This is a genomic window from Vibrio sp. 970 (assembly GCF_033339075.1).
Window position 1 is genome coordinate 1 of record NZ_JAWOTW010000006.1, and the last position, 25,531, is coordinate 25,531.

A 25,531-nucleotide genomic window follows, 5' to 3' on the forward strand; every position below is an offset into this window, starting at 1 on the left:
CCATCATCGATCTCATTCGCGATTAGAGAGCCACTAAATAAAATTGCTGACATTGCTAAAGCAAGCCCTGTTTTGTTTAGAGTCATAACGATTACTCCATTTCCTGTTATTCCTGATTAAAAATGACTGTACTTAACTTCTTGCTGCTTCCTTCAAATGTTGTGGGAAGCGATGAAATTATAAGAAAGGATCAGTGAAAGCTGTTCTCATTATTGAGAATGATTCAGGCTGGAAGGGAGTATTTAGGTGCGTCTCTTTAAGGTGTTAAAGAAAAAAATAACATAATCATAATGTTATTTTTTGTATTTACTTTAAGTACTCATCAAGTATGAAATGAAGCCAATATAAAGAAGTAATTCGTTCTATTGCACTGAGCGGAGCAGTCATCCATTTTTTATAAATGGTATTTTATCCAATTATTATCTTTATTATTTAATATTATAAATCATATCCTTATGCTAACACAGGTTGAAAAGTATGGATAAAAATATAACATGTTCATACTTTTTAAGTCTTTTTCGGTGCTGAAAAGCAATGCGATATCATTCTGAAGTGCTATATTTTCTACTTAAAATGAAGATAAATTCTCTTTGCTATCCCCAATTAATTTTCTAACGGGGGTTGGTGAAACAGGTAAGTTAATGTGGTGGGACTATGGAAAAGAAGCACTTGATACTGCTAGCTGAGAGTAATTTACAAAGTAACTTAATAAAAAAACAGCTGTCTTCCATTCATGATGTCGATGTAAAGATAATGCAACCAGATGAAGTGGTGTTCAGAAGTCACTCACTCAGTATCGATTTGATGTTTATTGATTACGATTTTATGCGTCAGCTTGAAGTACAAGGAAAGTTACCAGATTTTGATCTATTTGGGTGGTCCTTTATGCTTCACAACGTCCCTTGTGAAAAAGTACAAACGGACTTACTGCATTGGAAGTTGTTAAAAGGAATTTTGCTCCGAAGTGCATCAGTGACACATATATGTGATGGCGCGGAATACGTACTGAAAGGTGGGTTGTGGCTACCAAGAATGTACCTAGAGAAGTTAGTCCTCAATTATCGGCATGCAAATTTGTCCGAAGAACAGCAGCATGATGAGTTAACATGCAGAGAAAAACAGATTCTAGAGCTACTTGTGTACGGCATTTCAAATCAACAAATTGCTTCAAGACTTTTTTTATCTGAAAGTACAGTGAAAAGCCATATATACAAGTTGTACAAAAAACTCGATGTCCATTCTCGTCATGATGCAGTTAAGTTGGTAAGAATGAACAATGGCTTAACCGAGAGAAGTTAAGTCATAATTTGTGATGCTCTTTTTATCGGGGTCTGTTCCGTTTTCACTATCTAATCTAAGCAAGGGCACTCGTATTTGAGTGCCCGTGGTTTATCTAGATTCAATAGTTGGCGTATCAGCAGGCTACATCATGCCCGTGACAAGGCCTGCTGCCACAAAAAACACGATCATCCATAGTACCGAAAGGTTGAGCTTTTTGTGTAGATAGAAACCCGCAATCACTAACGCCATGTCGATGGGAGCAACAACTGCGCTGCTAAATACTGGCTGGTAAAGTGCCGCGAGTAGTAACCCTACTACCGAGGCATTTACACCGTTGATGGCGCCGGAGACCAGCGGTTTGCCTGCCAGTGCTTGCCAGTTCTTAAGAACGCCAAGTAGTAAAAGAAACCCAGGGAGGAATACGCCAAGCGTTGCGATCAGAGCGCCTAAAATTGGCGTATCCGAAAGCTCATAACCGATAAAAGTAGCAAAGGTGAACATTGGCCCCGGTACAGCTTGTGCAGCGGCGTAGCCTGTTAAAAATGCATCTTGGCTGAGCTGGTCGCCAACAATGTTTTGCAGAAGCGGCAGAACCACATGACCGCCACCAAACACTAAGCTACCAGCTTGGAAAAAATCACTAAACAGCCCAAGCAAAGGTAACGTATGAGCCACTAACGGTAAGCCGAGTAAAAGCATCGCAAATAGAGCTAATGGCGCGATAGACGGTTTAAACGACTCGGCTGATGGCGCGGAGTCTTTCTTCAGATATCGCATTCCGACAAAACCTGCTGCGATCAACACGAACATTTGCGTCATGATGCTTGGTGCCACCAGCAACGCAATCGCAGTCGCGACGCACAAACCCGCGGTCAGTTTACTTTGGCAGAAGTTTTTGTACATGCCCCAAGTCGCATCCGCCACGACGACGACTGCGAGCAGTTTTAGGCCGTGAACGATGTTTTGGAACACTGCGGTGTCGGTGATTTGGCTGCTCACCATCGCCAGCGCCAACATGATGACCACTGAAGGAAGCGTGAATCCGACAAATGCTGCGCATGCGCCACCTAAACCGCCACGTTTATAGCCTAAAGCAAAGCCAACTTGGCTTGAGCCCGGTCCCGGCAAAAACTGACTGAGCGCGACAATTTGCGCGTACTCGCTGTCATCAAGCCATTTCAGTTTCTCAACAAAGGTTTGGCGAAAATAACCAATATGAGCCGCCGGGCCGCCGAAGCTGAACCAACCCAGCCAGAAAAAAGTTTTGAATATGGTGAACATGTCGAGCCTGTTTATCTAAAAAGCATTGTTGCTAATTTATCGAATGCTCTAAAATGACTCAAATTGATGATTTTAATTTCATCTATGAATGAAATGGGATGAGGATGTTGGAGTGAAAGAGGACATTCAGTGGCGCAACATTGACTTGAACTTATTGGTGACGTTTTCCTACTTGTATCGCTATCGAAGCGTTAGCGTCGCGGCAGAGAAAAGTTACGTTAGCCAGTCGGCGATGAGTCATAGTTTGTCTCGTTTAAGGTTGTTGTTTGACGACCCGCTTTTTGAGCGAAAAGGGCACAAGATGGAGCCCACCGAGCACGCTCACCACATCGCGCCAACTGTGCATCACTTGTTGGATTCTATCGCCAAAGACTTGCTCACTAAGTCTGCCTTCCAACCTGAAAATTACGCGGGTGTATGTCGCATCGGGTTAACGGATTATGCCGAGTTTATCTTTGCTCCTCGGCTTTATGACGAAATACGCCAGCGCGCCCCAGAGGCGCAGATCAGTTTTATTAACGTCAATCGTAGCAACTACGTGGCATTAACTGAGCACGAAAAGCTCGATGTCATTATTGGCAGCATGCCGGTGTTGGATGACAACTTTGAGAGCTTGTACTTGTACACCGAAAAACACGTGTGCATGTGTGATAAACAGGTGTTGAAAGGGGAAACACAGCTGTCTCTGGAAGCGTTCGCGAACATCGAGCAAGCTCTGGTAAGTCCCGATGGGAGCTTAAAGACACAAGTAGACCAAAAGCTCGCAGAACATGGCTTGAGCCGCAAAGTCACCGTGGCGTCGCGCAACTTTCTCACTATTCGGCATCTATTGAAAAAGCGCGATCTCATTGCCATCGTGCCAGAAAAAATGGCGTTGGCGGAGGGCTTTTCGGACGATCTCATTACTGTTAAGCCGCCGATCGCCGTTGCGGATTTTGATATTGCCATGCTGTGGCATTCCAGCCGAAACAATGAAGACAAAGGCATTTGGCTACGCGAGTTGGTTTCTTCGACCATCACCTCTAAATGATAAACATTTGGGGCACTCATGGTGCTTAGAGTGATTTGTTGTTGAACTTCTTACTACCCGCTGAGTTATCGGCGTTACGCCGAAACAGTACTGATTGTGCAAAATGAATATCTTGGGTTAGGGGGGGATGTTCCAGATTTAATTCATAAAAGAGATTAATGGAAAAGGTATCATTGAGTTGTACCACGTAGTTTAAGCTCTGTTTGAACGTATACATGAAGAGGGAGTAAGCGTCCATCTCGGTATTTTTCCACTAGTAAGTTCACTCCCTGAGTTCCCATCAACTCAGAGTGAATACGAATTGTAGACAACGGCGGAAAGGTAAAGCGAGCAGTAGGAATATCATTCATACTAATCAGCGTAATATCCTCTGGTATCTTTAAGCCAAATTCATGGATTGCACGTACTATGCCAATCGCGATGGAGTCTGAATCAATGAATACTGCTTTCGGGAAGTCACCTTTGGCTAGCATCTCTTTCGCTAAGTTATAACCGGACAAACTAGAGCAGGCACAATAGTGTATATCATGTTCTGCGACCACGCCTTTTAGATAGCCATAGTCCAAAAACACATTTTCACGAGTGTCAGCTGCGTCGTGCTTGTCTTGACCGCCAATATAACCGATGCGGCGGTGGCCTCGTTGTACAAAGAAATCAACTACTTGCCTACTGATTCGAATAAGGTCGACATCAACGCAATCATAAGGGCAGGTTGGATCTGAAAAGTTTATGTAGCAAATGCTATCGGCTAGACGTTTAGGTAATTTATCTACTACCTTTTGGTCGACATTTCCGACTAAAAGGACACCTGTTATCTTTTTCGTTTCAACATCAATTTCACTGTTATAGCAATTGGTTAGCGTAATACCTAATTTGTCGCATTGCGTTTCAATCCCATGACGAATTGATAAGTAGTAAGGGTCATTCACCTCTGTTTCTTGTTTGTAGTTATATAAGGCTAAAAAGTGATGTTTTTGCTTAGCTTCTTTGATGCCTTTCTTCGAGCTACTGGTGCGGTACTCCAGTTTTTCTGCAATTTCCAAAATGCGGTATTTGGTTTCTTCTTTAACGCTCAACGTTGGGTCGTTGTTCAAAACCCGCGATACGGTTGCAAGTGAGACGCCTGCTTCAATGGCGATATCTTTTAGCTTTGCCATGTAAATTTCCCGTTGGCACTGCCCAAGTGTGAGCTCAATAATCTGACTATTTTAAACAGCTACTTAGATATGCACAAACCTTTAGTAAGACAGTCCTAAACACTTTAAATCATCATATCAAGCCAAATTGTTTTCATGAAATAGACTCTATTGAGTAATAAATAAAGCCGTAAACGTAAGGATTATATTGCTGTAAAAATACTGAAAAACGCGACTGGTTTGGAAACTTGCTACTTGTGGTAACTCTAGTACTTAATAGGACTCGAGCTGTTTAGAGTTTAATCAAGCAAACGTTTTATTGTTCATGTTTATGTTTTGTGTCTCATTTTATAAACAGATCAATAGGAAAGTATTCAACTCTATTTATAATCTCCGCGCTTTTAAAAGCTGTCTAACAGTATGAAAAATTAGGAAATTATAATGAAAAAAGTATTGCCATTATTGGCTTTAGGTGCAGTGGTTGCTTCAGCATCAGTTCAAGCAAAAGGTAACTGGTATGTTGGTGCTGATTTGGTAAATTCAGATCTTAAAGTTAAAAGCTTGTCAAAAGATCTTTCTGCGACAGGTCTTAGCCTTGCTGTAGGTAAAGAGCTTCAATATTCAGAAAACTTCAAACTAGCTTTTGAAGGTGAGTACATATACTTTGGCGACTTTGAAGAAACATTTTCTTACATGGGGTGGCCGGTTAAATTTAGTGTTGATGCTTCTGCGTTCAATTTCAATGCGAAGCCTAAATACCAATTTGCAGGTACAGGCTTCTATGTTGGTGCGATTGCTGGCCTTGGTGTAATGAGTGTTTCTTATGAAGTGAAATCATCTAGCACTGTTACCGATGATGGTCGTGATGTAGGCTTTAACTACGGTGTTGAGGCTGGTTATGAGTTCGCTTCAGGTTTGGTTGTATCTGGTGGCTACCGTGCTTCTTCGGTAAGTATTGATGCCGAAAACGGTGGCAGCGAAGATTTTGATTTTGACAGCCTGTACGTTGGTGTTGATTACAAGTTTTAAGCTCGCGTAAGCAAAACATAGATACTAAAAAGGAGTCGTTAGGCTCCTTTTTTTATTAGATTATCAATCAACTCATAATGGTGATCTTGTACGCCTGCAAGGTTGCCATATTTGGGTTGGTGGCGGTCATTTTCTTTCGCGTGTTGCCAGCCAATGGTGTGACGCACAAAATGCTCTGCAAACGCGTGGGAAACTTCCAAGCAACCTGCCAGTACGGTATCAACATAACTTTGCATGATTGGGCTCTTTTCGCATGGTGGTAGTGGCTCGTCTTTTACGTAAACCCAAATGTCATGTTCTTGGTTAAAACTCGCATCTGTTTCGATTTGATCTGGCTGAAGTTGAATACGATGATAACCTCGCTCACGGCGGTCGAATTCTGCGAGCGCTTCTTCATTTACTTCGAGTAAAACGCCATTAACCTGTCCATCGCCTTGGTTCACCACTAATGGAGAGAGGCTGTAGCTGTCGTCAATCTTCCCCCAGTAGCGAACCAACCCATGTGCTATGACGGGAATGGCTTCTCCCGTTTGTCCGGTTAACTTACGCGACGCAGAATTAATCAAACTGCCATAGCCAAATATGTACATTGTCGTTGCATCCCTTAACTGATAGTTGTACCTCTCATGTTTATACCTAACCCGCATCTGAAGCACAACTTTACCTCTTAAGTATAATCTTAATTATAAACATGTATTTTTTATACATGTTTATGGTAGCATCAATATGTAGTTGAGTTAACCAGCATCGAGAGACGCTTGAGGGCAAGATAATGCTGAATATCACCGATAAAAAAGTAGAAGAAAAAATCCCCGCATGGCTGCGATTAGGCTTTCGGCCGTTTTTTCTGTTTGGGTCGATTTACGCCATTGTTGCGATTGCGTTGTGGGTGTGGATGTTCCAAGGCGGACAGCCAAACGCATTAGCCGTGCCTGCATTGTGGTGGCACGTACATGAAATGTTGTTCGGTTTTTCGATGGCCATTGTAGTTGGCTTTGTACTGACCGCGGTACAAAACTGGACTGGCATTAATGGTACCAAGCATTACATGCTTCTGGCTTTATTTGGCTTGTGGTTAGTGCCCCGCATATTGCTTTGGACACCAGCACCGTTATGGTTAACCAGCAGTATCGAAGCGGTATTTTTACTGTTTGTCGCCTATGAGGTGGGCATTCGTGTGTATCGAGCCAAAGGTTGGCGTAATTTGTTTTTCGTTCCACTGTTTCTTTTAGCCATCTTTGCGAACTTTGCAAGCTACGCAACGATAAAAGGTATGCCGCCCTTTAGCTCTTCAGCGGTGTGGCAAGCAATGCTGTGGTGGTTTACCTTGCTGTTGTCAGTGATGGGCGGACGTGTGATTCCATTTTTTACTGCGCGTCGATTTAATTTCGAAAAAGCGCAACCATTGGCTTGGTTAGAGTGGTTCGCGAACTTGCCATTGGTAATGCTATTTGTGCTGAGCTTTTTCCCTGTGACGTTTGCAGAACTAGGTAGTCCTTTGATGCTATTTGCAGGTGTTGCTCAGTTGGTGCGTTTTGTTCGCTGGAAACCTTGGTTAACCCTGAGCGAGCCTTTAGTGTGGTCGCTGCATGCTGCGTATTTGTGTTTACCACTAAGCTTAATTTTGCGAGGCGTCTGGGGAGATGCATTTGCCAGCCATAACCTCATTCACCTGTTTGCGATAGGTGCGTTAGGCGGTTTGATTTTAGCGATGATTACACGGGTGACGATGGGACATACTGGTCGCATGATCTACAAAGGGCCAAACATGAGCCTTGCGTTTGCAGCAATTACCGCGGCAGCTTTGGTTCGCAGTTTCGCCGTGATCTTTGATCCAGCGAACATGATACTGTGGATTGATATCAGCGGCGGATTATGGATTGTTGCGTTTGGGCTATTTGTGTGGCGCTTTGGTGTGATGCTTGTGACCCCTCGTGTGGATGGTCACCCCGGATAAGATTCTAATGTGAGTAGAGAAAAGAGGAGCCGCGTGCTCCTCTTTTGGTTTTTGTTCTTTATAGGTTTAGTGTTTATTCGTCTTCGTCGTCCGCTTTATTCGTGAGCCCCAAGCGTTTAAATAGCCACCACTCTAGACCAAAAATGACAATTAAGGCGATGCAGAACCAGGTGAATGCCATGGTGGATTCCACGCCTGGCATTCCACCAACATTGATACCGAGTAAACCTGTTAAGAAGCTGGTTGGTAGAAAAATCGTTGCTACCAAAGTAAACAGGTAACTGTTTTTATTGGTTTTCTCATCACGATGATGTTTGATCTCTTCTTGGAAAAGCGCCACTTCTCCAAGATAAAACTCAAGTGTTTCATTTATGCGCGTAATATTATTGTGTGCGAAGCGATATTGATGAGGTCTCAAAGCAATCAATTCTGATTCTGACTCCACAAGATCACGGATAGCGTACTGCTGAGGGCGAATAAAACGCTTGATAGAAATCAGTGCTTTTTGAGTCGCCATATGTTTGTACGTCGACTCATCATTCACGTCGAACTGGTTTAGTGTTTCTTCAATCGTATCAAGGTAAATGTCTATTTTACTGTTTAATCCTTCAATGATCTGATGAAGTAAACTGGCAAGACTTTTTGGGCCTTTGTGTTCCGCTAATGCTTGGCGAATCTCCATGATTGCGCGTGATGGAATTTTACGAGTTGAAATGAGTGCGCCTTGAAAGTAGAGAATTCGAATACTAAGCATATCTTCTGGTGATGCATTGCCGTTCATATTGACGCCTCGTAAAATCAACATGAAGTTCTCGTCATCCAAAGGATGGAAAGATGGTCGACTTTCGTCGGCTAATAGATGATCAACCGTAGCTCGAGGTACTTGGTTTTGCTCCAGCCAACCACGAATATCAGGATGCAGCCGTTCGCAATGGTACCAATGCTTAGCTTGAATTTGCTCTGCCGTGGTGGATTGTTGAGTTGCTTCTGGGGTTGAGAAGTCCCAATGTTCAATCATAAAACCCATTTTCTTTTCCTTGTTTGAGCCGATACCAAAATAACCTCAAGATACTTCTTTCGCGAGAATTGCATTGCCATACAGAGGCAATGCTCTGAGTACGGTACTCTGAAGTCATTGATGCATTATTTTTCAAATGAGTATGATTGTATTTAATGCCAAATGTCTATGAATAGTTGTTCTTATTTGCAATCGAGTGGAGCGCACCAAGGTTTTGTGCTTAAACAACAAAACAAAAAGCCTGCAACTAAGCAGGCTTTATTGTGGGGGGAGGGAGGGGAGCTGTTAGCCAACTTGAGAAAGATTAACCACTTTCTGTTGTAGCTTTTTCTTTAAATAGTCCGTTAAGGCCTGTTTTTCTTCCTCGTTCATGTAAAGACCAAGCTTAGTACGGCGCCATAAAATGTCTTCATCGGTCATTGCCATTTCATGGTTCATTAAGTAATCGATCTCACGTTGGTAAACACCACCGGCTTGTGTCGAGAACGTTTGTCCTAAGTCAGCTTCACTTGTTGTACCTTCCATTAAGTTCCACGTTTGGGTACCAAACTGAGTGACATAACGAAGAATCAATGCTTCTGGCGCCCAAGTGTATTTAGCATGAATTTGTTTCGCTAATTGTTCACGACTACAGCTGAAGTTACCACCAGGAAGGGTTTGGTTGGCCGTCCAGTCTTTACCCATTTCAGGTAGGAACGGAGCAAGTTTCTTCATTGCTGCTTCACCTAACTTACGGTAGGTCGTTAACTTACCACCAAAAACAGAAAGCAGAGGTGCATGGTCGTATTCCGCATCGAGCTCTAGCGTGTAGTCTCGTGTGATTGCTTGCGGAGAGTCAGATTCATCGTCACATAAAGGACGAACACCGCTGTATGTCCAAACTACATCTTCGCGAGTCAACTGGTGGACAAAGTGTTGGTTTACGATATCAATGAGGTAATCGACTTCGTCATCTGAGATCGACACTTCACGTGGGTCACCTTTGTATTCCACATCTGTTGTACCAATGATTGAGAACTTATCTAAGTAAGGAATCATAAATACGATGCGATTGTCTTTGTTTTGAAGAATGTAGGCTTGCGGTTCGTTGTGGATACGAGGAACAACGATGTGCGAGCCTTTGATTAAGCGAATGTTACGAGGAGAGGCTTGCTCTAATCCATCATCAAAGAACTGTTTTACCCAAGGCCCCGCAGCATTGACTAACGCTTTCGCTTTACGTTCGAACCGTTGGTCTGTCATCACATCGTGAATAGTAACATGCCAGATACCACCTTCACGGTGTGCTTTTTCCACGCGGCAGTAGTTACGCACTTCAGCATGGTTTTCGCGAGCCGCAAGAACGTTCAGTAATACTAAACGTGCATCATCAACCCAACAGTCAGAGTATTCGAAACCCGTTTTCATCTCTGGTTTTAGCAAGCCAGATTTCGCAAGGTTGACGGTTTTACTGCCTTGCAGCGTCGTACGTTTACCCAAGTTATCGTAAAGGAAAAGGCCACAACGAATCATCCAAGCTGGGCGTAGGAATGGGCGATGCGGTAAACGGAAACGCATTGGTAATGCGACGTGTGGTGCTTTACGAAGAATAACCTCACGCTCTGCGAGCGCTTCCGAAACTAAACGAAACTCGTAGTGTTCAAGGTAGCGTAAACCGCCGTGTATCAGTTTAGAACTTGCTGAAGAAGTCGCAGATGCGAAGTCATGTGCTTCATATAAGCCAACACTCAAACCTCGGCCAGCTGCGTCTGCTGCAATACCAGCTCCGTTAATGCCGCCACCGATTACGATCAAGTCTAAGGTAGTGGATGAGCTAGTAGTGGAAGCATTATTTTGTATACTCATAAATTTGACCTCTTGGTGAGCGAACGAGCATTTTAGAACATAATGTAATCCTAGCTCAGGTTTCGTTTGTGATCATCTATTATTTTCGTTTGTGAGCGTTTTGTGTGATTTAGACACAAAAAAAACCTCTGTCTAATTAAGACAGAGGTCATTTGAGGGGGAGTTATACGATTGACGTTACTCGTTTTCGGAGTTTGATTCGTTAGCTTCAACCACTTCAAGTGGGATAGAAGCTTCCTTCAAAATTGACAAGATTTCTTCTGGTGGCTGCTTATTGGTAAAGATCATGTTGAGCTGTGCAATATTGCCTAGTTTCACCATAGCATTGCGCCCGAACTTGGTGTGGTCTACGGCAAGAAATACACTACGGCTATTGTCAATGATCGCTTGTTTGACCCGGACTTCGTGGTAATCAAAGTCTAATAGCGAGCCATCGAAGTCGATACCGCTAATGCCGAGAATACCAAAGTCGAGACGGAACTGTTTAACGAAATCGAGGGTAGCCTCGCCAACAATACCGCCGTCTCTGCTGCGGACTTCTCCACCCGCTAAGATGACTTTGATTTCAGGGTTAGGGAAAAGAATGGTCGCAACATTGATGTTGTTGGTGACAACACGCAACTGTTTATGGTTTTTATTGAGCGCTCGCGCAACTGCTTCTGGTGTGGTGCCGATATCGATGAATAGTGTGGCACCATCTGGAATGTGTTTGACTACCTCGTCTGCAATGACATCTTTTTCATTGAAGTTGAGCGCTTTACGCGTGTTGTAAGATGTGTTTTCAGAACTGAGAGGAATAGTGGCTCCACCGTGATAACGACGAATTTTGTTGTCATCGGCGAGTTCATTGAGATCGCGTCGGATGGTTTGTGGGCTGACATTGAATCTTTCTACTAACTCATCCGTGCTGACATAGCCTTGTTTTTTCACCAGCTCAACAATCTGCTGGTGTCGAGGTATTTGCTTCACTTACCACTCCCTTGTGCATTGGTAACGGCCAATGCTTCAAATTCGAAGCTCTATTGTGCTCGAATTTGCTCGTTGTGAGAAGTAAGCGAGTTCAGGAATCGGGGATAAAGCGCAAAAAGAGCGCACAAATGGCGCTCTTTTTTTCTTATGGAGATGAGATTAATCTTCTTCGTCGTGAAGTTCAGACCAGGTTTGTGCACATTTCACTGCACGTTTCCAGCCCTTGTAACGACGATTGCGTTTTTCTTCATCATCGTGTGGCTCAAAGGTGCGATCAAGTACCGCTTTATTCTGCAACTCATCAATGCTATCCCAGTAACCAACTGCAAGGCCGGCAAGGTAGGCTGCACCAAGAGCGGTAACCTCAGTTACTTGAGGGCGGTGTACTTCTGTGTTCAATACATCGGATTGGAATTGCATTAGGAAGTTGTTCGCTACTGCACCACCATCGACGCGAAGGTTCGCAAGCTTAATGCCTGAGTCAGCTTGCATCGCATCCAGTACGTCACGAGTTTGATAAGCGATGCCTTCCAATGTTGCACGGATGATATGGTTTGAATTCACACCGCGAGTAAGGCCGACAATCGTGCCACGTGCGTAGGCATCCCAGTATGGAGCGCCTAAACCAGTAAATGCAGGCACGACATAAACGCCGTTTGATGTATCCACTTTTGTCGCGAAGTATTCAGAGTCTTCTGCACCGTTTAGGATTTTCAATTCATCGCGTAGCCATTGGATAGAAGCTCCACCCATGAATACGGCGCCTTCAAGTGCATAAGCTGGTTCGCCTGCAGGACCACAAGCCAAAGTAGTTAGAAGGCCATGTGTCGAAGTGACTTTTTCTTGGCCAGTATTCATTAGCAAGAAACAACCCGTACCGTAAGTGTTTTTCGCTTGACCCGCTTCAACACACATTTGGCCGTAAAGCGCCGCTTGTTGGTCACCTGCGATTCCAGAAATAGGAATACGAGTACCGCCTTTACCACCGATGTTGGTTTTACCGTAAATTTCCGATGAGCGCTTCACTTCTGGCATCATAGATGCTGGGATGCCAAGCTCATCTAACATTTTTTGATCCCAACATAGATCGTTGATGTTAAACAGCATGGTACGCGATGCGTTAGTGTAGTCGGTTACGTGAACGCGACCTTGAGTCATCTTCCAAACTAACCAAGTATCGACAGTACCAAACAACAGCTTACCTGCTTCTGCGTCTTCTCGTGCGCCTTCAACATTGTCCAGAATCCATTTAACTTTGGTACCGGAGAAGTAAGGGTCAAGCACCAAACCAGTGTTGTCACGTACATAGTTTTCGAGACCGCGTGCTTTTAAATCTTCACAGATATCAGCAGTACGGCGACATTGCCATACAATCGCATTGTAAACGGGTTTACCTGTTTCTTTGTTCCAGACGATAGTCGTTTCACGCTGGTTAGTAATACCGATAGCCGCTAATTGGTCGCTACGGATGCCAGACTTAGCTAGAGCTTCTACTAAGGTAGAGCTTTGTGTTGCCCAGATCTCCATTGGATCATGTTCAACCCAACCAGCTTCTGGATAAATCTGAGTAAATTCGCGTTGCGCGACGCTTACGATGTTCGCATCATGATCAAGAATCACTGCGCGAGAGCTTGTTGTACCTTGGTCTAGGGCAACAATGTATTTTTGCTCAGTCATGGTAAGAATCCTTTTGTTTCGTTATTTATATTTTAGTAAATGTTCGAGTTACGTCAGTTTTAAGCTCTAGCTTCTTCTGTTTCTTCTTCCGTCTCACATTGGTTTGGAATCGTGCAACCGTGACCTTGTTGTGGAAGGTAAGCGGCAATCGCTTTTGGATACAACCAACCACCAAAACACGCACCTGCAATCGGAGCAAGTAAAGGCACGATAAAGTAAGGAATGTCTTTAGCACCTGTCAGAGCGTAATCCCAACCAGCGAAGTAAGCGAACAGCTTTGGTCCAAAGTCACGAGCAGGGTTCATCGCAAAGCCTGTTAGTGGGCCAAGTGAACCACCGATGACGGCAATCAAAATACCGATCAATAGAGGGTTCATTGCGCCACGTGCCGCGCCGTTATTTTCATCGCCCAGAGCCAGAATCGCAAACATCAGCACAGCAGTGATAACGAATTCCACAGCAAAAGCACCAAAGAAAGAGAGGGAGGCATGCGGATAGGTTGAGAAGATACCAGCAGTTGCTAGTGCATCTTGGCTGCTGCGAACGAAGTTATGAGCGATTTCGTAGTCGGTGAAAAGGTTGCTGTATAAGCTGTATACCAATGCAGCAGAACAGAATGCCCCAAGCATTTGAGCGATAATGTATGGCACCACTTTCGCCTTATCAAAACCATGGAACATAGCAAGTGCGATGGTAACGGCAGGGTTGATGTGTGCACCAGAGACGCCAGCCGTACAGTAAATAGCGATGGCGACACCGAAGCCCCATACAATACTGATTTCCCATTGTCCAAATGATGCGCCTGTTAGAACTAAGGCTGCAACACAGCCTACGCCGAAGAAAATAAGTAGTCCTGTACCGATAAACTCGGCCAAACATTCTCCAAGCAGAGAGGGGTGTTTGTTCGTTGTCATGTTAAAAGTCCTTTGATCATTTTTGCCTGTCTAGCACGATACTATTGTGCATATATAAACGTTTACGAAAACAAACGAGCGTTAAAAGTGAGCGTTTGAGCATAAATTTGTTAATCAAAGTCTTCGTTTTTGTTAAATGGCGCATCTTTTAACCGGAAAAGAACACAACGAAAATAATTTATTTGTCACGAGGCCAGTGTTGAGAGCGCTCAAATTACCGATGTGAAAAAGAATGCACAACTGGTAAGAGGAGTTTTGTGAAGCTGCTACGTGCTTGGAGACTTATTGCACAGAACTTGTGTAGCAATTAACCCTAAAGGAGTAGCGGAATGTCAAATGTATCAAGGGATAGCAGTGATATAAAAAATACGCTGTCATGTTTGGACTTTTAGAAAAAATCGTCATCCCATTGGTACCAATAGGATGAGTTGAGAAGAGAATAAACGCTGTTAATGTCTTGTGTTTGTGAATCATTGCTTCGGCTTGTATTCAAATAAAAATTGTTTTTTTTATTTCGTTTGATGCTAAACGTGATCGTTTTTCAGCTTTTTAGTTATTAGTTGGTTCGGAGCGAGTAGGGCAGGCGTAAATCGCCCTTTTTACGGTTAGTTTATGTTCTAATTCGAGCCTTTGTTTCAAAGGTTTCGAATTGGAATGCTCAAGTGAGAGGTTTGAATATCAGTTTCATATTAACGAATCTTGAGTAAAGTTGAACGATGATCTAATTAATGCTCATATAATTTACTGTATTTACTTATATTTAATCCATGTGCAACATTTGTCACAGAAATAAAATCCTAACTCCATACAATTCATGAACTTTCGAACGAAGATTTATTTTGTTTCGTTCGCTCCTTTTGTGTTTTTACCATCGCATACAAAATAATGAGGTTCCTATGTTTGGAATATTCAAACCTAAGGCGCACATTGATCGTCTGTCCCCTGGCAGCATCGATAGCACCTACTCTCGCCTCCGTTGGCAACTCTTTATCGGTATCTTTGTTGGCTACGCCGGTTACTATCTAGTTCGTAAAAACTTCAGTTTGGCGATGCCTTATCTTATCGAGCAAGGCTTTAGCCGCGGAGACTTAGGTGTCGCCTTGGCAGCTGTTTCCATTGCATATGGTCTCTCTAAGTTTCTAATGGGCAGCGTTTCAGACCGCTCCAACCCTCGCTATTTCCTTAGTGGCGGCCTATTGATGTCTGCATTAGTGATGTTTTGCTTTGGCTTTATGCCATGGGCGACTGGTAGCGTCACTGCGATGTTCATTTTGCTTTTCTTAAACGGTTGGTTCCAAGGGATGGGGTGGCCTGCTTGTGGCCGAACCATGGTGCACTGGTGGTCACGTAAAGAGCGTGGTGAGATCGTTTCGGTTTGGAACGTGGCGCACAACGTGGGTGGTGGCTTGATTGGTCCACTATTTATTCTTGGCCTGTGGGCATTTAACGATGATTGGCGCACTGCATTTTATGTTCCTGCATTTTTCGCCACGTTGGTTGCTGTGTTTGTTTGGATGACGGTTCGCGATACCCCTCAGTCTTGTGGTCTGCCTCCTATTGAAGAATACAAAGACGATTACCCAGATGACTATGACAAGTCCCATGAACAAGAAATGACAGCGAAGGAAATCTTCTTCAAATACGTCTTCAACAACAAACTTCTTTGGTCGATTGCAATTGCAAACGCATTTGTTTACCTAATTCGTTACGGCGTACTGGACTGGGCACCTGTTTACCTAAAAGAAGCGAAGGATTTCTCGGTAGATAAATCGTCATGGGCTTATTTCTTATACGAATGGGCTGGCATTCCAGGAACACTATTGTGTGGTTGGATCTCTGACAAATTGTTCAAAGGTCGTCGTGCACCTGCTGGTATCTTATTTATGGTGCTAGTGACAGTTGCAGTGATGGTTTATTGGTTTAACCCTGCGGGCAACCCAACAGTAGATATGATGGCGCTTATTGCAATTGGCTTCCTAATCTATGGTCCGGTTATGCTGATCGGTTTGTACGCACTTGAACTCGCTCCGAAGAAAGCCGCAGGTACTGCCGCTGGTCTTACTGGTTTGTTTGGATACCTGGGTGGGGCAGTTGCCGCAAACGCGATTTTGGGCTACACCGTAGACCACTTTGGCTGGGATGGTGGCTTTATCATCTTAGTGGGTTCTTGTATTACTTCTATCGTGTGTTTGATGTACGCCTTCTTAGGTGAACGTGCGCACCACGAGCAAAAAGAGCGCGAGAAGGAAGCGCTAGCGTAATATTTATTTAAAGAGGCAGTGGAATACTGCCTCTTCGCTTTATCAAGGAAATAACAATGAAAACAAAGTCAGTATGTCTTACTTTTTTAGCACTTAGCCTCTCTGCTGGTGCGATTGCGAAGCCGCTTGTCATTGCGCACCGTGGCGCATCGGGCTACTTGCCTGAGCACACGCTAGAAGCCAAAGCACTTGCTTACGCAATGAAACCTGACTACATAGAGCAAGATGTGGTAATGACGAAAGACGACCAGTTGGTCGTGTTGCATGACCATTATCTCGATCGCGTAACGGATGTTGCGGAGCGTTTTCCTGATCGTGCACGTAAAGATGGTCGTTATTACGCGATTGATTTCACTCTGGCGGAAATCAAATCCTTGCGAGTTACCGAAGGGTTCAACATCGATGAGAAAGGCAACAAAGTAGCGGGCTATCCAACCCGATTCCCTATGTGGAAATCTGACTTCACCGTGCCGACGTTTGCTGAAGAGATTGAGCTGATCCAAGGCTTAAACAAAACGCTGGGTTATGACATCGGTATTTACCCAGAAATTAAAGCGCCTTGGTTCCATCGTCATGAAGGTAAGGACATTTCTAAAGCAGTACTTAAAGTCTTGAAGCAGTACGGTTACGGCTCTCAAGACGACAAAGTCTACCTTCAGTGTTTTGATGCGAATGAACTTCAACGCATCAACAGTGAACTCATGCCTGCAATGGACATGGACTTAAAGCTCGTTCAGCTTATGGCTTACACGGACTGGAACGAAACTATGGTGTACAAAGGCGACAAGGCAACACCATACAGTTATGACTGGATGTTCGAAGCCGACGGAATGAAGAAAGTAGCGAGTTACGCGGAAGGAATTGGACCTTGGAAGCCGATGCTGGTGGATGATAAGTCAACCAAAGACAATATCATCATCAAGCCGTTGATGAAGGCTGCAAAAGACGCTGGCTTGCAAGTGCATCCATACACGTTCCGCGCCGATCCAGGACGCATTCCAGCGTACACTGACAGCTTTGAAGGCATGATGGATGTGTACTACAACCAAGTAAAAGTGGATGGTTTGTTTACTGATTTCCCAGATAAAGCGGTCAGCTTTTTAAATCAGTAATCACGCATTTTGCTGTAAGCTAAAAAATCCCCCAACAGTTTCCTGCTGGGGGATTTTTCGTAGGGCTAATTCACGAATGAATTAGTTGTTTTTATGCAGTTCGCTGTTCAGTTCAACCGCGCTCTTGTTTGCAAGACACTCGATTTGACCTGTTACAGAGTTACGACGGAACAGTAGGTCAGAAACACCAGCAAGATCGCGGGCTTTCACAACTTCTACTTCTTGGCCTGCAGAATCTAGCATGCGCACTTTAGAACCAGCAGTTACGTACAGACCTGATTCGATAGTACAACGGTCACCCATTGGGAAGCCAAGACCTGCGTTCGCGCCTAGTAGAGAGTTTTCACCGATAGAAACCACAACTTTACCGCCGCCAGATAGCGTACCCATGATAGATGCGCCGCCGCCGATGTCAGAGCCGTTACCAACCACTACGCCAGCAGAGATACGACCTTCAACCATGCTCACGCCTGTTGTACCCGCGTTGAAGTTGATGAAGCCTTCGTGCATTACCGTTGTGCCTTCGCCAACGTGTGCGCCAAGACGTACGCGAGAAGTGTCAGCGATACGAACGCCAGTTGGTACCACGTAGTCCACCATTTTAGGGAACTTGTCTACGCAATCTACGCTTAGTGCACGACCCGCTAGGCGAGCTTCGATTTGACGCTCTGCTAGTTCAGGTAGGTCGATTGGACCTTCATTAGTCCATGCGATGTTGTGTAGTAGACCGAAGATGCCGTCTAGTACCGTGCCGTGTGGTTGAACTAGGCGGTTAGAGATAAGTTGAAGTTTTAGGAAACCTTCAGCAACGCTTTGTGGCTGCTCGTCAGTGGCAAGAATAACCAGTACAAGTGGCTGTGCTGATTCTGCTGCTTTTGCTGCGAAAGATGCGTTTGCTGCATCGCCGTTTGCTTCAAATGCTGCTGCCAGTTCTGCGCTTTGTGCTGCAGAGATCTCGATAGCTTGGTTGCCTTGCTCGTAACCTGCTACTGCTGCTAGTGCGTTAACAAGCGCTTCGCTTGGGTTAAGAATTGGGTTTGGGAAAAACGCTTCGATGATTTTGCCGTCGCGGTTTTTAGTTGCCGTACCAAAGGCTAGAGAGAAGAAAGCCATAGTTGATCTCCATGTGTTGAGTCTTGTGTCTCGTCTGTTCACTGACAAGAAATAATTAAGTTGTCAGTCATCATAAAGAGAGTATTGGGGAGTTTAAAGAGGGGAAATGGAGAAAGTCCGTAGATGGATACCTTTTGTCTTTTTAGAGATATGTTTGTCTGATGAGAAATGTGTCGCAAAAGCCTTATCAGACCGATTTTGGGCAGAGACACAGTGAAGTTGGAGAAGGGGCATCGCAAAAAATAAGGGGAGGACCGAAGTCACTCCCCCTACACTGGGTTTGTTGGATTTACTGGCTTTGGATAGTAAAGCGATAAATCGATTTAGAGGCTTAGCTCACCGACCTCTACTGCAAGTGCAACCGTTGCCCCTACCATTGGATTGTTGCCCATACCGATGAAGCCCATCATCGCTACGTGTGCAGGTACTGAAGAGCTGCCCGCGAATTGTGCATCGGCGTGCATGCGACCCATAGTGTCGGTCATGCCGTAAGATGCAGGACCCGCCGCCACGTTATCTGGGTGTAGAGTACGACCAGTACCACCACCTGATGCCACAGAGAAGTAAGGCATGCCTTCACGGTTACGTTCCGCTTTGTAGATACCTGCTACAGGGTGTTGGAAGCGAGTCGGGTTGGTTGAGTTACCTGTGATGCTCACATCCACTTGTTCTTTATGCATGATAGCCACGCCTTCACGCACATCGTCTGCACCGTAGCAAAGGATCTCACCACGTGGACCTTGCGAGAAACGGCGACGCTCTACTTCCACTAACTCACTAGTTTGGTAGTTGTATTGAGTGCGTACGTAAGTGAAACCATTGATGCGTGAGATTAGGTAAGCGGCGTCTTTACCCAAACCATTTAGGATAACTTTCAACGGATTTTTACGTGATTTGTTGACGTTCAATGCGATTTTGATTGCGCCTTCTGCCGCTGCGAATGACTCATGACCGGCAAGGAAAGCGAAACAGCCACTTTCTTCATTCAGCAGACGAGCCGCCAAGGCACCGTGACCGATACCCACTCGGCGTTGCTCTGCTACGCTGCCTGGTTTTGTGCAGGCTTGAAGGCCTTCACCGATGATGTTTGCAGCTTCTTCTGCTGTTTTTGCACCGCGGAAAATCGCCAAAGCAGTGCCCAGTGTGTAGGCATCGGCAGCGCTTTCAAACGCGATAGGTTGAGTGTCCATCACCAGCGCTTTAGGGTCGATACCACGGTCCATACAGTATTGGTAAGCCTCTTCCAGAGAAGAAAGTTGCATTTCGTCTAATGTGCGACGTACAGATTCAGTAATTGGAGTGTTCATAATCTCTTTCCTCTGGGTGGCAATTATTGTTGGCGTGGGTTGATGGTAGATACGGCTTCGTCAAAACGACCGTAAGTCCCCGTTGCTTTGTCTGCGGCTTCTGCAGCAGATACGCCTTCGTTGATGGCTTTCATCATCTTGCCTAGGTTGAGATATTGGTAACCAATCACTTCTTTGTTTTCGTCTAACGCGAGTTTTGTTACGTAGCCTTCGGCCAACTCCATGTAACGTACGCCTTTTGCTTTAGTTGAGTAGCTAGTACCTACTTGGCTACGTTGAGTTTGACCAAGGTCTTCCAGTGCCGCACCAATTTCTAAGCCGCCTTCAGAGAAAGCAGATTGAGTACGACCGTAAACAAATTGAAGGAAGATTTCGCGCATCGCGACGTTAATAGCATCACATACCAAGTCGGTATTCAGTGCTTCAAGAATGGTTTTGCCTGTTAGGATTTCTGCGGCCATCGCGGCTGATTGAGTCATGCCTGAACAGCCGATCGTTTCGATCAAAGCTTCTTCGATGATGCCGTTTTTGACGTTAAGAGTCAGTTTTGCTGCGCCTTGTTGAGGAGCACAAGCGCCAACGCCGTGGCTAAGACCAGAAATCGCGATAACGTCTTTTGGATTGATCATTGCGCCTTCAACAGGGATCGGTGCAGATGCATGAAGCTCGCCGCGTTGAATCGGGCACATTGATTGGATTTCGTGTGAATATTGCATAATGTTTTCCCAGTGTACGATATCCAGCCTATTTGTCAGTCTCAACGGCGTTGACTGCTCTTATTCGCTCCATCAAATAGAAAACTATGTTCAGGAGGTTCATGCGTTTGTCGCCTTGTTGAGTTAACAACTATTTTGGATATCTTTTTAATTTTTGAGAAAACAGGAGCGGGGTTGGAGAAGAGTTGAATTGCTCACTACAGAACTCTCGCTTTCACAACATAAGCGAAAGCACTTCCAACAGGGCTGACCTGTTTTCGTTTCTGTAGGAGTCATTAGCTTTAACAGCGGTTCGAATCTTTCGATTCCGGTGGTACCCCATCACCGAACCCATTTAGACTAGATCTAAGTCACACTAATCTGCAACATGAAATTTAGAGCAATTTGGGATATTAAATCGGTTCTTTATATTCTCAGAGATATATGGAGATAAACGGAAGGAATAAAAAAACGCCGCATAATGCGACGTTTTTTCTAAACAAATGAGAGGCTTATGCAGCGTCTTCTTGCTCGCTATCTTCTTCAACAGCTTCAAGCTTCTTTGCTTTTTTTGGTGCAGGTTTACGTTTGGCACCAAGAGCGTAAAGCACTTCTTCTTTGTTTTGCGCAAGGAACATTGCAAGATCTTCTTGCTTACCTTCGTCTTCTAGAAGTTCACTTTTACCCAGCAGTGAGAATAACTCGTCTGCCATATCCAGCATTTTGTCGTATGCGTCAGCTTCCGCTTTAGAGGTAAAAGTCATTTTCTCTTCTCCATTGCGTTCTACCACGTACTTGACGATTACAGCCATGGTTGGTCCCCTAATTTGGTGTATTGATACTGGCTTTTTATACAGTTTTTGACCAATCAAGTCTAGCGACAAGCCTCAGAATGAGAGACACGTACAACTAACTGACTAGCATTTAAACTATCTTGGTTTCACTTTGCGGATTTGTCCGCCAAAGGAAGGTTTGCTGGTCGCTCCCAATCTTGGCAAAATTCGATAAACGTTTTGAGCAATGGGCTTTGATATTTCTCTTTATGAACCAGTAACCAGAAGCGACGTTTCATATCTAAAGGCATGTCGAGCAGTTTTACGCGGCCGTCACGAATAGCAGGTTCTGCAGACAAACGTGACAAGCAGCCCAAGCCTAACCCTGCCGATACTGAGTTGATCAACGCTTCGGTGGTATTGAGCTGAAAAGCTTCATGCCAATGTTCCAAGCGCGGCGCGATAACGCGCATAAAAAATTCGCGTGAACCGGACCCTGCCTCTCGCAATATCCATTCACTGTTTTCTAGCTCGGTTAAGTTTACTGGCCCTTCGTGCGCGGCTGGGTAATCGGGCGCGCAAATCACGCACATTTCATCTTCGCTAAACTGGGTAGACTGCAATTCAGGGTGAAGTGTTTTGCCCTCAATGAGGGCTATGTCTAACTCGTAATCGGTCAGCATGTCGCAGATTTGTGCGGAGTTAGAAATGAACAGGCTTTGAGAACGATGGTTCGTTTGCTGACGAAATTCGCTAAGCAAATAGGGCGCGACTTGGTTGCCAATGGTGTCGCTGGCACCAATGCGAAGTTGGCCCGATAGCGCTTGGTCACCATCGAAAATGCTCTCGATGTCTTTGGCTCGGTTGAGTAACTCATCCGCCAGTGGTAGCAGTTTTTGACCTTCTTGGTTCAAAATCAGTCGGTTATTAACACGATCAAACAAGTGATGGCCGATCTGTTTTTCTAATTCTGAGAGTGCCATGCTCACTGCGGCTTTCGATAAAAAGAGACTATCAGAAGCCGCTGTGAGCGTTTTGTGCTGCGTGATCGTCGTAAACACTTTCAGTTGTTTAAGAGAAATGTGACTTGCCATACCCCACCGTTAAGTAATTCTGAACGTTTGTTTTAAATAATTAGATATATCGGAACGAAGTGCAAGCGTATTATACGTCCCATCAAGAGTGAGTCTGGTTGAGGTCATCATGATTCAAAGAACAAAAGCAAAAATAATGGGAGCGCCAACTCCAATGGCGGGTTTGGCTCTTGGTATTGCAAGCTTGGGCTGGAGTTGGGAAAACTTCGCCGAATTACATGGCTACGGACAGTGGATTAGTGCGGGTATCGCAAGCATATTGTTGGCTATATTGGCAACCAAGTTTTTGCTACATAATCATCTGTTGAGACAAGATCTTGCTCATCCGGTTGTGGGCAGCGTGGTTCCGACATTTGCGATGGGCACTATGGTGGTATCGAACTCTCTCGGCCATTTTTACCCATTAGCTGGCGATGCGCTTTGGCTGATTGCGGTGGTTTTGCACATCGTGTTCTTGGTGAGCTTTGTTTACCATCGCGCCAAAGATTTTGAATTGCACCACATGGTTCCTAGTTGGTTTGTACCGCCTGTGGGTATCATCGTTGCAGATGTGTCTTTCTCTGGCAACCCGATGTTAGCACCAGTGGCACAAGGTGCATTGATGTTCGGTATGGTGGCGTACGCGATCATGTTGCCGATGATGATTTACCGTTTCATGTTTACCCATGAAATTCCGGATGCAGCGAAACCAACAATGGCAATCATGGCAGCGCCAGCAAGTCTATCATTGGCAGGGTACTTAACGGTCACTGCGACACCATCACCAGTGATCATCGCTATGCTATTTGGTATCGCGGTATTGATGACAGCCATCATTTACCTCGCATTCTTTAAATTGCTTAGACTGCCATTTAGCCCAGGCTATGCGGCGTTCACTTTCCCGATGGTGATCGGTGCGACGGCGCTGTTTAAAATGGCCAATTGGATGGAGTTGCAAGGATTGGCTGCGCACTATGTTCAACAAGTGCGCGGCTTAGCTGGTCTTGAGTTGATTGTGGCAACATTTGTTGTCTCTTATGTGGCCTTACAATACATCAACAACTTGTTGATTCAGCCACGCTTGATGCACGCTCATCACGCTTAAATAGCAGATAGGAAAAAGCCTCTTGGTCTTACAACCAAGAGGCTTTTTTATTTCAATCGGCGTCGATGTTGGACGCTAGCCTTTTTTGTAAAATCGCGACATCTCATCCAGAGAATGACGAATGATATCGACAGGAACTTTCTGTTCTTTCTCGACTTTTAACTGGCGATTCAGTTGCTGAGAGTGTCCGCCAGGGTTGACCACAAGCATCAGTTCTTTGCCGACCAATGCATAGTTGTAGTAGCTGCCTGCAATATACCAATCGCGAGAGGCAGAGCTATCAAACAAGTTATGACCAACGCTGTATGAACTCGTTGTGCCTTGAACGTCAAACAGCGTATTCATCATGGTTGGCACGACGTCAAAATGGGTCGTGCGGTAATCAACTTGCTCTGGCTGACGATTTGGCATGTACACGTAAAGAGGCACATGCACTTGAACGTCACTGTAATTACCCGTGTGGCCCCAATAGTTCATCTTATGGTCGTTAAACTCTTCACCATGATCTGATGAAATCACCACAATGGTGTTGTCTAAGTCGACGTTTTTCAGCACATCGCCAATCAAGCTATCGATGTAGTACAACGAGTTCTTGTATCGATTGTGGTAAAGCGAAGCGTCAAAATCGTTGTTGAGCAAAATGTGGTCAACGCGTTCCCAGTATGGTTTGAATTTCGCAAATTCAGGTTCGGGAAATACTGTGCCGTGGGCGGCATCGTAGAACAGAAAACCAAAGTACGGCTTGTCGCTGTCCTGCTTTTGGAACTCGATGAACTTGTCTGTTATCTGCTGATCGCGCTCGACAGCTGTTTCCCCAGTTTGTTTCAAGGTCAAGTCCGACACTTTTTTGAATACCGTGCGAGAAAGTGGCGGGCTGGTGAGCGGTGCCGAGCCAAAAATGCCCATGCGGTAGCCTTCTGCTTGCAGCGTATCCATAAACACAGGAGAGCGTTGACTTGCGTAAAAGCTTTCCCAGTAGGTCGCTGGCAAGCTGTAAAACAGGCTGAAAATACCCGCTTGAGTTGAGTTGCCGCCGCTCATATGTTGTGTGAAATTCACCGTTTTTTCGGCGAACTTGCTGACATTTGGCATGACTTCCGGCGTCGCATCACTGTAGCGCCACGCATCAACCAAGATAAACAAGACATTGGGCTGTTTCTCTTTGCTTTGCACTTGAATCGGCGCAAGCGGATAGTTGAGTGAGCTACGTTCAATGTTGGTTAACTCTACGCGGTTCTTCGATGCAATGCTCTCATCCACTAGGTCGTGTTTGTAAATAAATTTACGAGCCGTCAGCGGGTAGTAAAGTGGCCAGTTATTCGAAAACTGACTGACTTCATCGTCGTAAAGGGCATTTTTGTACGCATGAATCATCTGCGTGCTAAGCAATACAGCAAACCAAACGCTGATCAAAACGAACTTAGCTCGGCTTTCTGACAGTTGATTACTTACCCAAACGGTACAAGCGAGCCCGATCACCAGAATGGCAATTTCACTGATGAAGATTAGCCAACTCATCCAAGAAATATCGAAGACATCACCGCCACCTTCGAAAAACATACGGATTAATAGAGCGTTGATGTGAAGTTTGTATTGCTGAAAAACGAGGATATCGACTTTAAACATGATCAATAGACAGATCGCGATAGCGATCACGATGCCTTTGAATACTCGAGTCGGTAGAAAAGATAGCAATAAACTCAACAACATAAATGGAAGAGCGATCAAGCCCAGCCAGCCATATTGAGTCGAAACCAAATAGTAACCTTGCAACAAGGTTAGCGGTTCATTCTGATTGTTAGACAACACAAAAGGATAACAAGCGATCGACAGGTACACTGCAAAGCAAGCAAAAAAAGCAATCAGCCAAGCGCTGTTGGAAGACAGTTTGCGAAACATACTTTTTGTTTGTTTATAAATTATGGGTAGAGGGAGTATAAAACAGTGTTTTTTAT

The 25,531-nt window shown here is 44.8% G+C and carries 21 protein-coding genes and 1 riboswitch; of the genes, 7 read left to right on the plus strand and 14 right to left on the minus strand.

The genetic code is table 11. From position 1 onward, the window contains the following. The first annotated feature begins 654 nt into the window (after positions 1-654). A complete protein-coding gene (locus R7Q11_RS10640) occupies positions 655-1,299 on the plus strand; it encodes a helix-turn-helix transcriptional regulator (RefSeq protein ID WP_005380169.1) in 645 nt (214 codons plus the stop codon). A 123-nt stretch (positions 1,300-1,422) separates the two neighbouring features. On the opposite strand, the gene chrA is transcribed toward R7Q11_RS10640, so the two are convergent. Beyond that, complete coding sequence (gene chrA, locus R7Q11_RS10645; protein ID WP_005380170.1) at positions 1,423-2,562, minus strand: chromate efflux transporter; 1,140 nt, start codon at positions 2,560-2,562, stop codon at positions 1,423-1,425. Between the two features lie 112 nt (positions 2,563-2,674). Here chrA and R7Q11_RS10650 point away from each other — a divergent pair, with 112 nt between their 5' ends. Then, positions 2,675-3,592: a LysR family transcriptional regulator gene (locus R7Q11_RS10650; protein ID WP_115386440.1), complete on the plus strand. Its 918-nt coding sequence runs from the start codon at positions 2,675-2,677 to the stop codon at positions 3,590-3,592. A 170-nt stretch (positions 3,593-3,762) separates the two neighbouring features. Here R7Q11_RS10650 and ebgR read toward each other — a convergent pair whose 3' ends face one another. Next, positions 3,763-4,749: a transcriptional regulator EbgR gene (gene ebgR / locus R7Q11_RS10655; RefSeq protein ID WP_025768213.1), complete on the minus strand. Its 987-nt coding sequence runs from the start codon at positions 4,747-4,749 to the stop codon at positions 3,763-3,765. Between the two features lie 420 nt (positions 4,750-5,169). Between ebgR and R7Q11_RS10660 the strand changes: the two genes are divergently transcribed. Further along, positions 5,170-5,757 (plus strand): outer membrane beta-barrel protein, encoded by a 588-nt coding sequence (locus tag R7Q11_RS10660; RefSeq protein ID WP_017820436.1) that lies wholly within the window; start codon positions 5,170-5,172, stop codon positions 5,755-5,757. Between the two features lie 38 nt (positions 5,758-5,795). On the opposite strand, the gene R7Q11_RS10665 is transcribed toward R7Q11_RS10660, so the two are convergent. Beyond that, positions 5,796-6,347 carry a gamma-glutamylcyclotransferase family protein gene (locus R7Q11_RS10665; RefSeq protein WP_025768214.1) on the minus strand — a complete coding sequence of 184 codons (552 nt, stop codon included), beginning with the start codon at positions 6,345-6,347 and terminating at the stop codon, positions 5,796-5,798. Between the two features lie 182 nt (positions 6,348-6,529). Between R7Q11_RS10665 and R7Q11_RS10670 the strand changes: the two genes are divergently transcribed. After that, positions 6,530-7,714 (plus strand): NnrS family protein, encoded by a 1,185-nt coding sequence (locus R7Q11_RS10670; protein WP_005391701.1) that lies wholly within the window; start codon positions 6,530-6,532, stop codon positions 7,712-7,714. Between the two features lie 73 nt (positions 7,715-7,787). Here R7Q11_RS10670 and R7Q11_RS10675 read toward each other — a convergent pair whose 3' ends face one another. The 5 genes from R7Q11_RS10675 to R7Q11_RS10695 form a co-directional block, all read right to left on the minus strand. Beyond that, positions 7,788-8,741, minus strand: coding sequence for a CorA family divalent cation transporter (locus R7Q11_RS10675; RefSeq protein WP_005391702.1), 954 nt, complete (start codon positions 8,739-8,741; stop codon positions 7,788-7,790). Between the two features lie 276 nt (positions 8,742-9,017). Next, a complete protein-coding gene (glpD, locus tag R7Q11_RS10680; protein ID WP_005391703.1) occupies positions 9,018-10,577 on the minus strand; it encodes a glycerol-3-phosphate dehydrogenase in 1,560 nt (519 codons plus the stop codon). Positions 10,578-10,754: 177 nt separating this feature from the next. Continuing rightward, positions 10,755-11,546, minus strand: a complete 792-nt coding sequence (locus R7Q11_RS10685) for a DeoR/GlpR family transcriptional regulator (protein WP_005380192.1) — start codon at positions 11,544-11,546, stop codon at positions 10,755-10,757. 159 nt (positions 11,547-11,705) lie between these two features. Further along, positions 11,706-13,223, minus strand: a complete 1,518-nt coding sequence (gene glpK / locus R7Q11_RS10690) for a glycerol kinase GlpK (protein ID WP_005380193.1) — start codon at positions 13,221-13,223, stop codon at positions 11,706-11,708. Positions 13,224-13,282: 59 nt separating this feature from the next. Next, the gene (locus R7Q11_RS10695) at positions 13,283-14,137 is read right to left on the minus strand and encodes an MIP/aquaporin family protein (RefSeq protein ID WP_005380195.1); all 855 of its coding nucleotides are present in this window, start codon (positions 14,135-14,137) and stop codon (positions 13,283-13,285) included. Positions 14,138-15,033: 896 nt separating this feature from the next. On the opposite strand from R7Q11_RS10695, the gene glpT reads away from it, so the two are divergent. Continuing rightward, positions 15,034-16,398, plus strand: a complete 1,365-nt coding sequence (gene glpT, locus R7Q11_RS10700; protein WP_005380199.1) for a glycerol-3-phosphate transporter — start codon at positions 15,034-15,036, stop codon at positions 16,396-16,398. A gap of 56 nt (positions 16,399-16,454) precedes the next feature. Beyond that, complete coding sequence (gene glpQ, locus R7Q11_RS10705; protein WP_005380201.1) at positions 16,455-17,510, plus strand: glycerophosphodiester phosphodiesterase; 1,056 nt, start codon at positions 16,455-16,457, stop codon at positions 17,508-17,510. A gap of 81 nt (positions 17,511-17,591) precedes the next feature. Here the strand turns inward: glpQ and dapD are convergent, their stop codons facing one another. The 5 genes from dapD to R7Q11_RS10730 form a co-directional block, all read right to left on the minus strand. Then, positions 17,592-18,623, minus strand: a complete 1,032-nt coding sequence (dapD, locus tag R7Q11_RS10710) for a 2,3,4,5-tetrahydropyridine-2,6-dicarboxylate N-succinyltransferase (protein WP_041058868.1) — start codon at positions 18,621-18,623, stop codon at positions 17,592-17,594. A gap of 323 nt (positions 18,624-18,946) precedes the next feature. After that, a complete protein-coding gene (locus tag R7Q11_RS10715; RefSeq protein ID WP_225466431.1) occupies positions 18,947-19,930 on the minus strand; it encodes a GGGtGRT protein in 984 nt (327 codons plus the stop codon). A gap of 23 nt (positions 19,931-19,953) precedes the next feature. Beyond that, the gene (locus R7Q11_RS10720; RefSeq protein WP_193838112.1) at positions 19,954-20,646 is read right to left on the minus strand and encodes an iron-sulfur cluster assembly scaffold protein; all 693 of its coding nucleotides are present in this window, start codon (positions 20,644-20,646) and stop codon (positions 19,954-19,956) included. Positions 20,647-20,905: 259 nt separating this feature from the next. Then, positions 20,906-20,981: riboswitch (Fluoride riboswitch) on the minus strand. 156 nt (positions 20,982-21,137) lie between these two features. Beyond that, the gene (locus R7Q11_RS10725; RefSeq protein ID WP_005380208.1) at positions 21,138-21,437 is read right to left on the minus strand and encodes a YebG family protein; all 300 of its coding nucleotides are present in this window, start codon (positions 21,435-21,437) and stop codon (positions 21,138-21,140) included. Positions 21,438-21,565: 128 nt separating this feature from the next. Next, the gene (locus R7Q11_RS10730; RefSeq protein ID WP_005380210.1) at positions 21,566-22,492 is read right to left on the minus strand and encodes a LysR substrate-binding domain-containing protein; all 927 of its coding nucleotides are present in this window, start codon (positions 22,490-22,492) and stop codon (positions 21,566-21,568) included. Between the two features lie 109 nt (positions 22,493-22,601). Here R7Q11_RS10730 and R7Q11_RS10735 point away from each other — a divergent pair, with 109 nt between their 5' ends. Next, the gene (locus tag R7Q11_RS10735) at positions 22,602-23,576 is read left to right on the plus strand and encodes a TDT family transporter (protein ID WP_031779038.1); all 975 of its coding nucleotides are present in this window, start codon (positions 22,602-22,604) and stop codon (positions 23,574-23,576) included. 75 nt (positions 23,577-23,651) lie between these two features. Here R7Q11_RS10735 and R7Q11_RS10740 read toward each other — a convergent pair whose 3' ends face one another. Next, the gene (locus R7Q11_RS10740) at positions 23,652-25,475 is read right to left on the minus strand and encodes a DUF3413 domain-containing protein (protein WP_104975548.1); all 1,824 of its coding nucleotides are present in this window, start codon (positions 25,473-25,475) and stop codon (positions 23,652-23,654) included. Between the last annotated feature and the right edge of the window lie 56 nt (positions 25,476-25,531).

What these genes read in the sequence shown, in the direction of transcription:
- R7Q11_RS10730 (WP_005380210.1), bottom strand. Translation starts at nt 22,492, where the DNA reads ATGGCAAGTCACATTTCTCTTAAACAACTGAAAGTGTTTACGACGATC.
- glpT (WP_005380199.1), top strand. Translation starts at nt 15,034, where the DNA reads ATGTTTGGAATATTCAAACCTAAGGCGCACATTGATCGTCTGTCCCCT.
- R7Q11_RS10720 (WP_193838112.1), bottom strand. Translation starts at nt 20,646, where the DNA reads ATGCAATATTCACACGAAATCCAATCAATGTGCCCGATTCAACGCGGC.
- R7Q11_RS10665 (WP_025768214.1), bottom strand. Translation starts at nt 6,347, where the DNA reads ATGTACATATTTGGCTATGGCAGTTTGATTAATTCTGCGTCGCGTAAG.
- dapD (WP_041058868.1), bottom strand. Translation starts at nt 18,623, where the DNA reads ATGGCTTTCTTCTCTCTAGCCTTTGGTACGGCAACTAAAAACCGCGAC.
- R7Q11_RS10670 (WP_005391701.1), top strand. Translation starts at nt 6,530, where the DNA reads ATGCTGAATATCACCGATAAAAAAGTAGAAGAAAAAATCCCCGCATGG.
- R7Q11_RS10740 (WP_104975548.1), bottom strand. Translation starts at nt 25,475, where the DNA reads ATGTTTCGCAAACTGTCTTCCAACAGCGCTTGGCTGATTGCTTTTTTT.
- R7Q11_RS10725 (WP_005380208.1), bottom strand. Translation starts at nt 21,437, where the DNA reads ATGGCTGTAATCGTCAAGTACGTGGTAGAACGCAATGGAGAAGAGAAA.
- ebgR (WP_025768213.1), bottom strand. Translation starts at nt 4,749, where the DNA reads ATGGCAAAGCTAAAAGATATCGCCATTGAAGCAGGCGTCTCACTTGCA.
- R7Q11_RS10695 (WP_005380195.1), bottom strand. Translation starts at nt 14,137, where the DNA reads ATGACAACGAACAAACACCCCTCTCTGCTTGGAGAATGTTTGGCCGAG.
- glpD (WP_005391703.1), bottom strand. Translation starts at nt 10,577, where the DNA reads ATGAGTATACAAAATAATGCTTCCACTACTAGCTCATCCACTACCTTA.
- R7Q11_RS10640 (WP_005380169.1), top strand. Translation starts at nt 655, where the DNA reads ATGGAAAAGAAGCACTTGATACTGCTAGCTGAGAGTAATTTACAAAGT.
- R7Q11_RS10660 (WP_017820436.1), top strand. Translation starts at nt 5,170, where the DNA reads ATGAAAAAAGTATTGCCATTATTGGCTTTAGGTGCAGTGGTTGCTTCA.
- glpK (WP_005380193.1), bottom strand. Translation starts at nt 13,223, where the DNA reads ATGACTGAGCAAAAATACATTGTTGCCCTAGACCAAGGTACAACAAGC.
- R7Q11_RS10715 (WP_225466431.1), bottom strand. Translation starts at nt 19,930, where the DNA reads ATGAACACTCCAATTACTGAATCTGTACGTCGCACATTAGACGAAATG.
- R7Q11_RS10735 (WP_031779038.1), top strand. Translation starts at nt 22,602, where the DNA reads ATGATTCAAAGAACAAAAGCAAAAATAATGGGAGCGCCAACTCCAATG.
- glpQ (WP_005380201.1), top strand. Translation starts at nt 16,455, where the DNA reads ATGAAAACAAAGTCAGTATGTCTTACTTTTTTAGCACTTAGCCTCTCT.
- R7Q11_RS10675 (WP_005391702.1), bottom strand. Translation starts at nt 8,741, where the DNA reads ATGGGTTTTATGATTGAACATTGGGACTTCTCAACCCCAGAAGCAACT.
- chrA (WP_005380170.1), bottom strand. Translation starts at nt 2,562, where the DNA reads ATGTTCACCATATTCAAAACTTTTTTCTGGCTGGGTTGGTTCAGCTTC.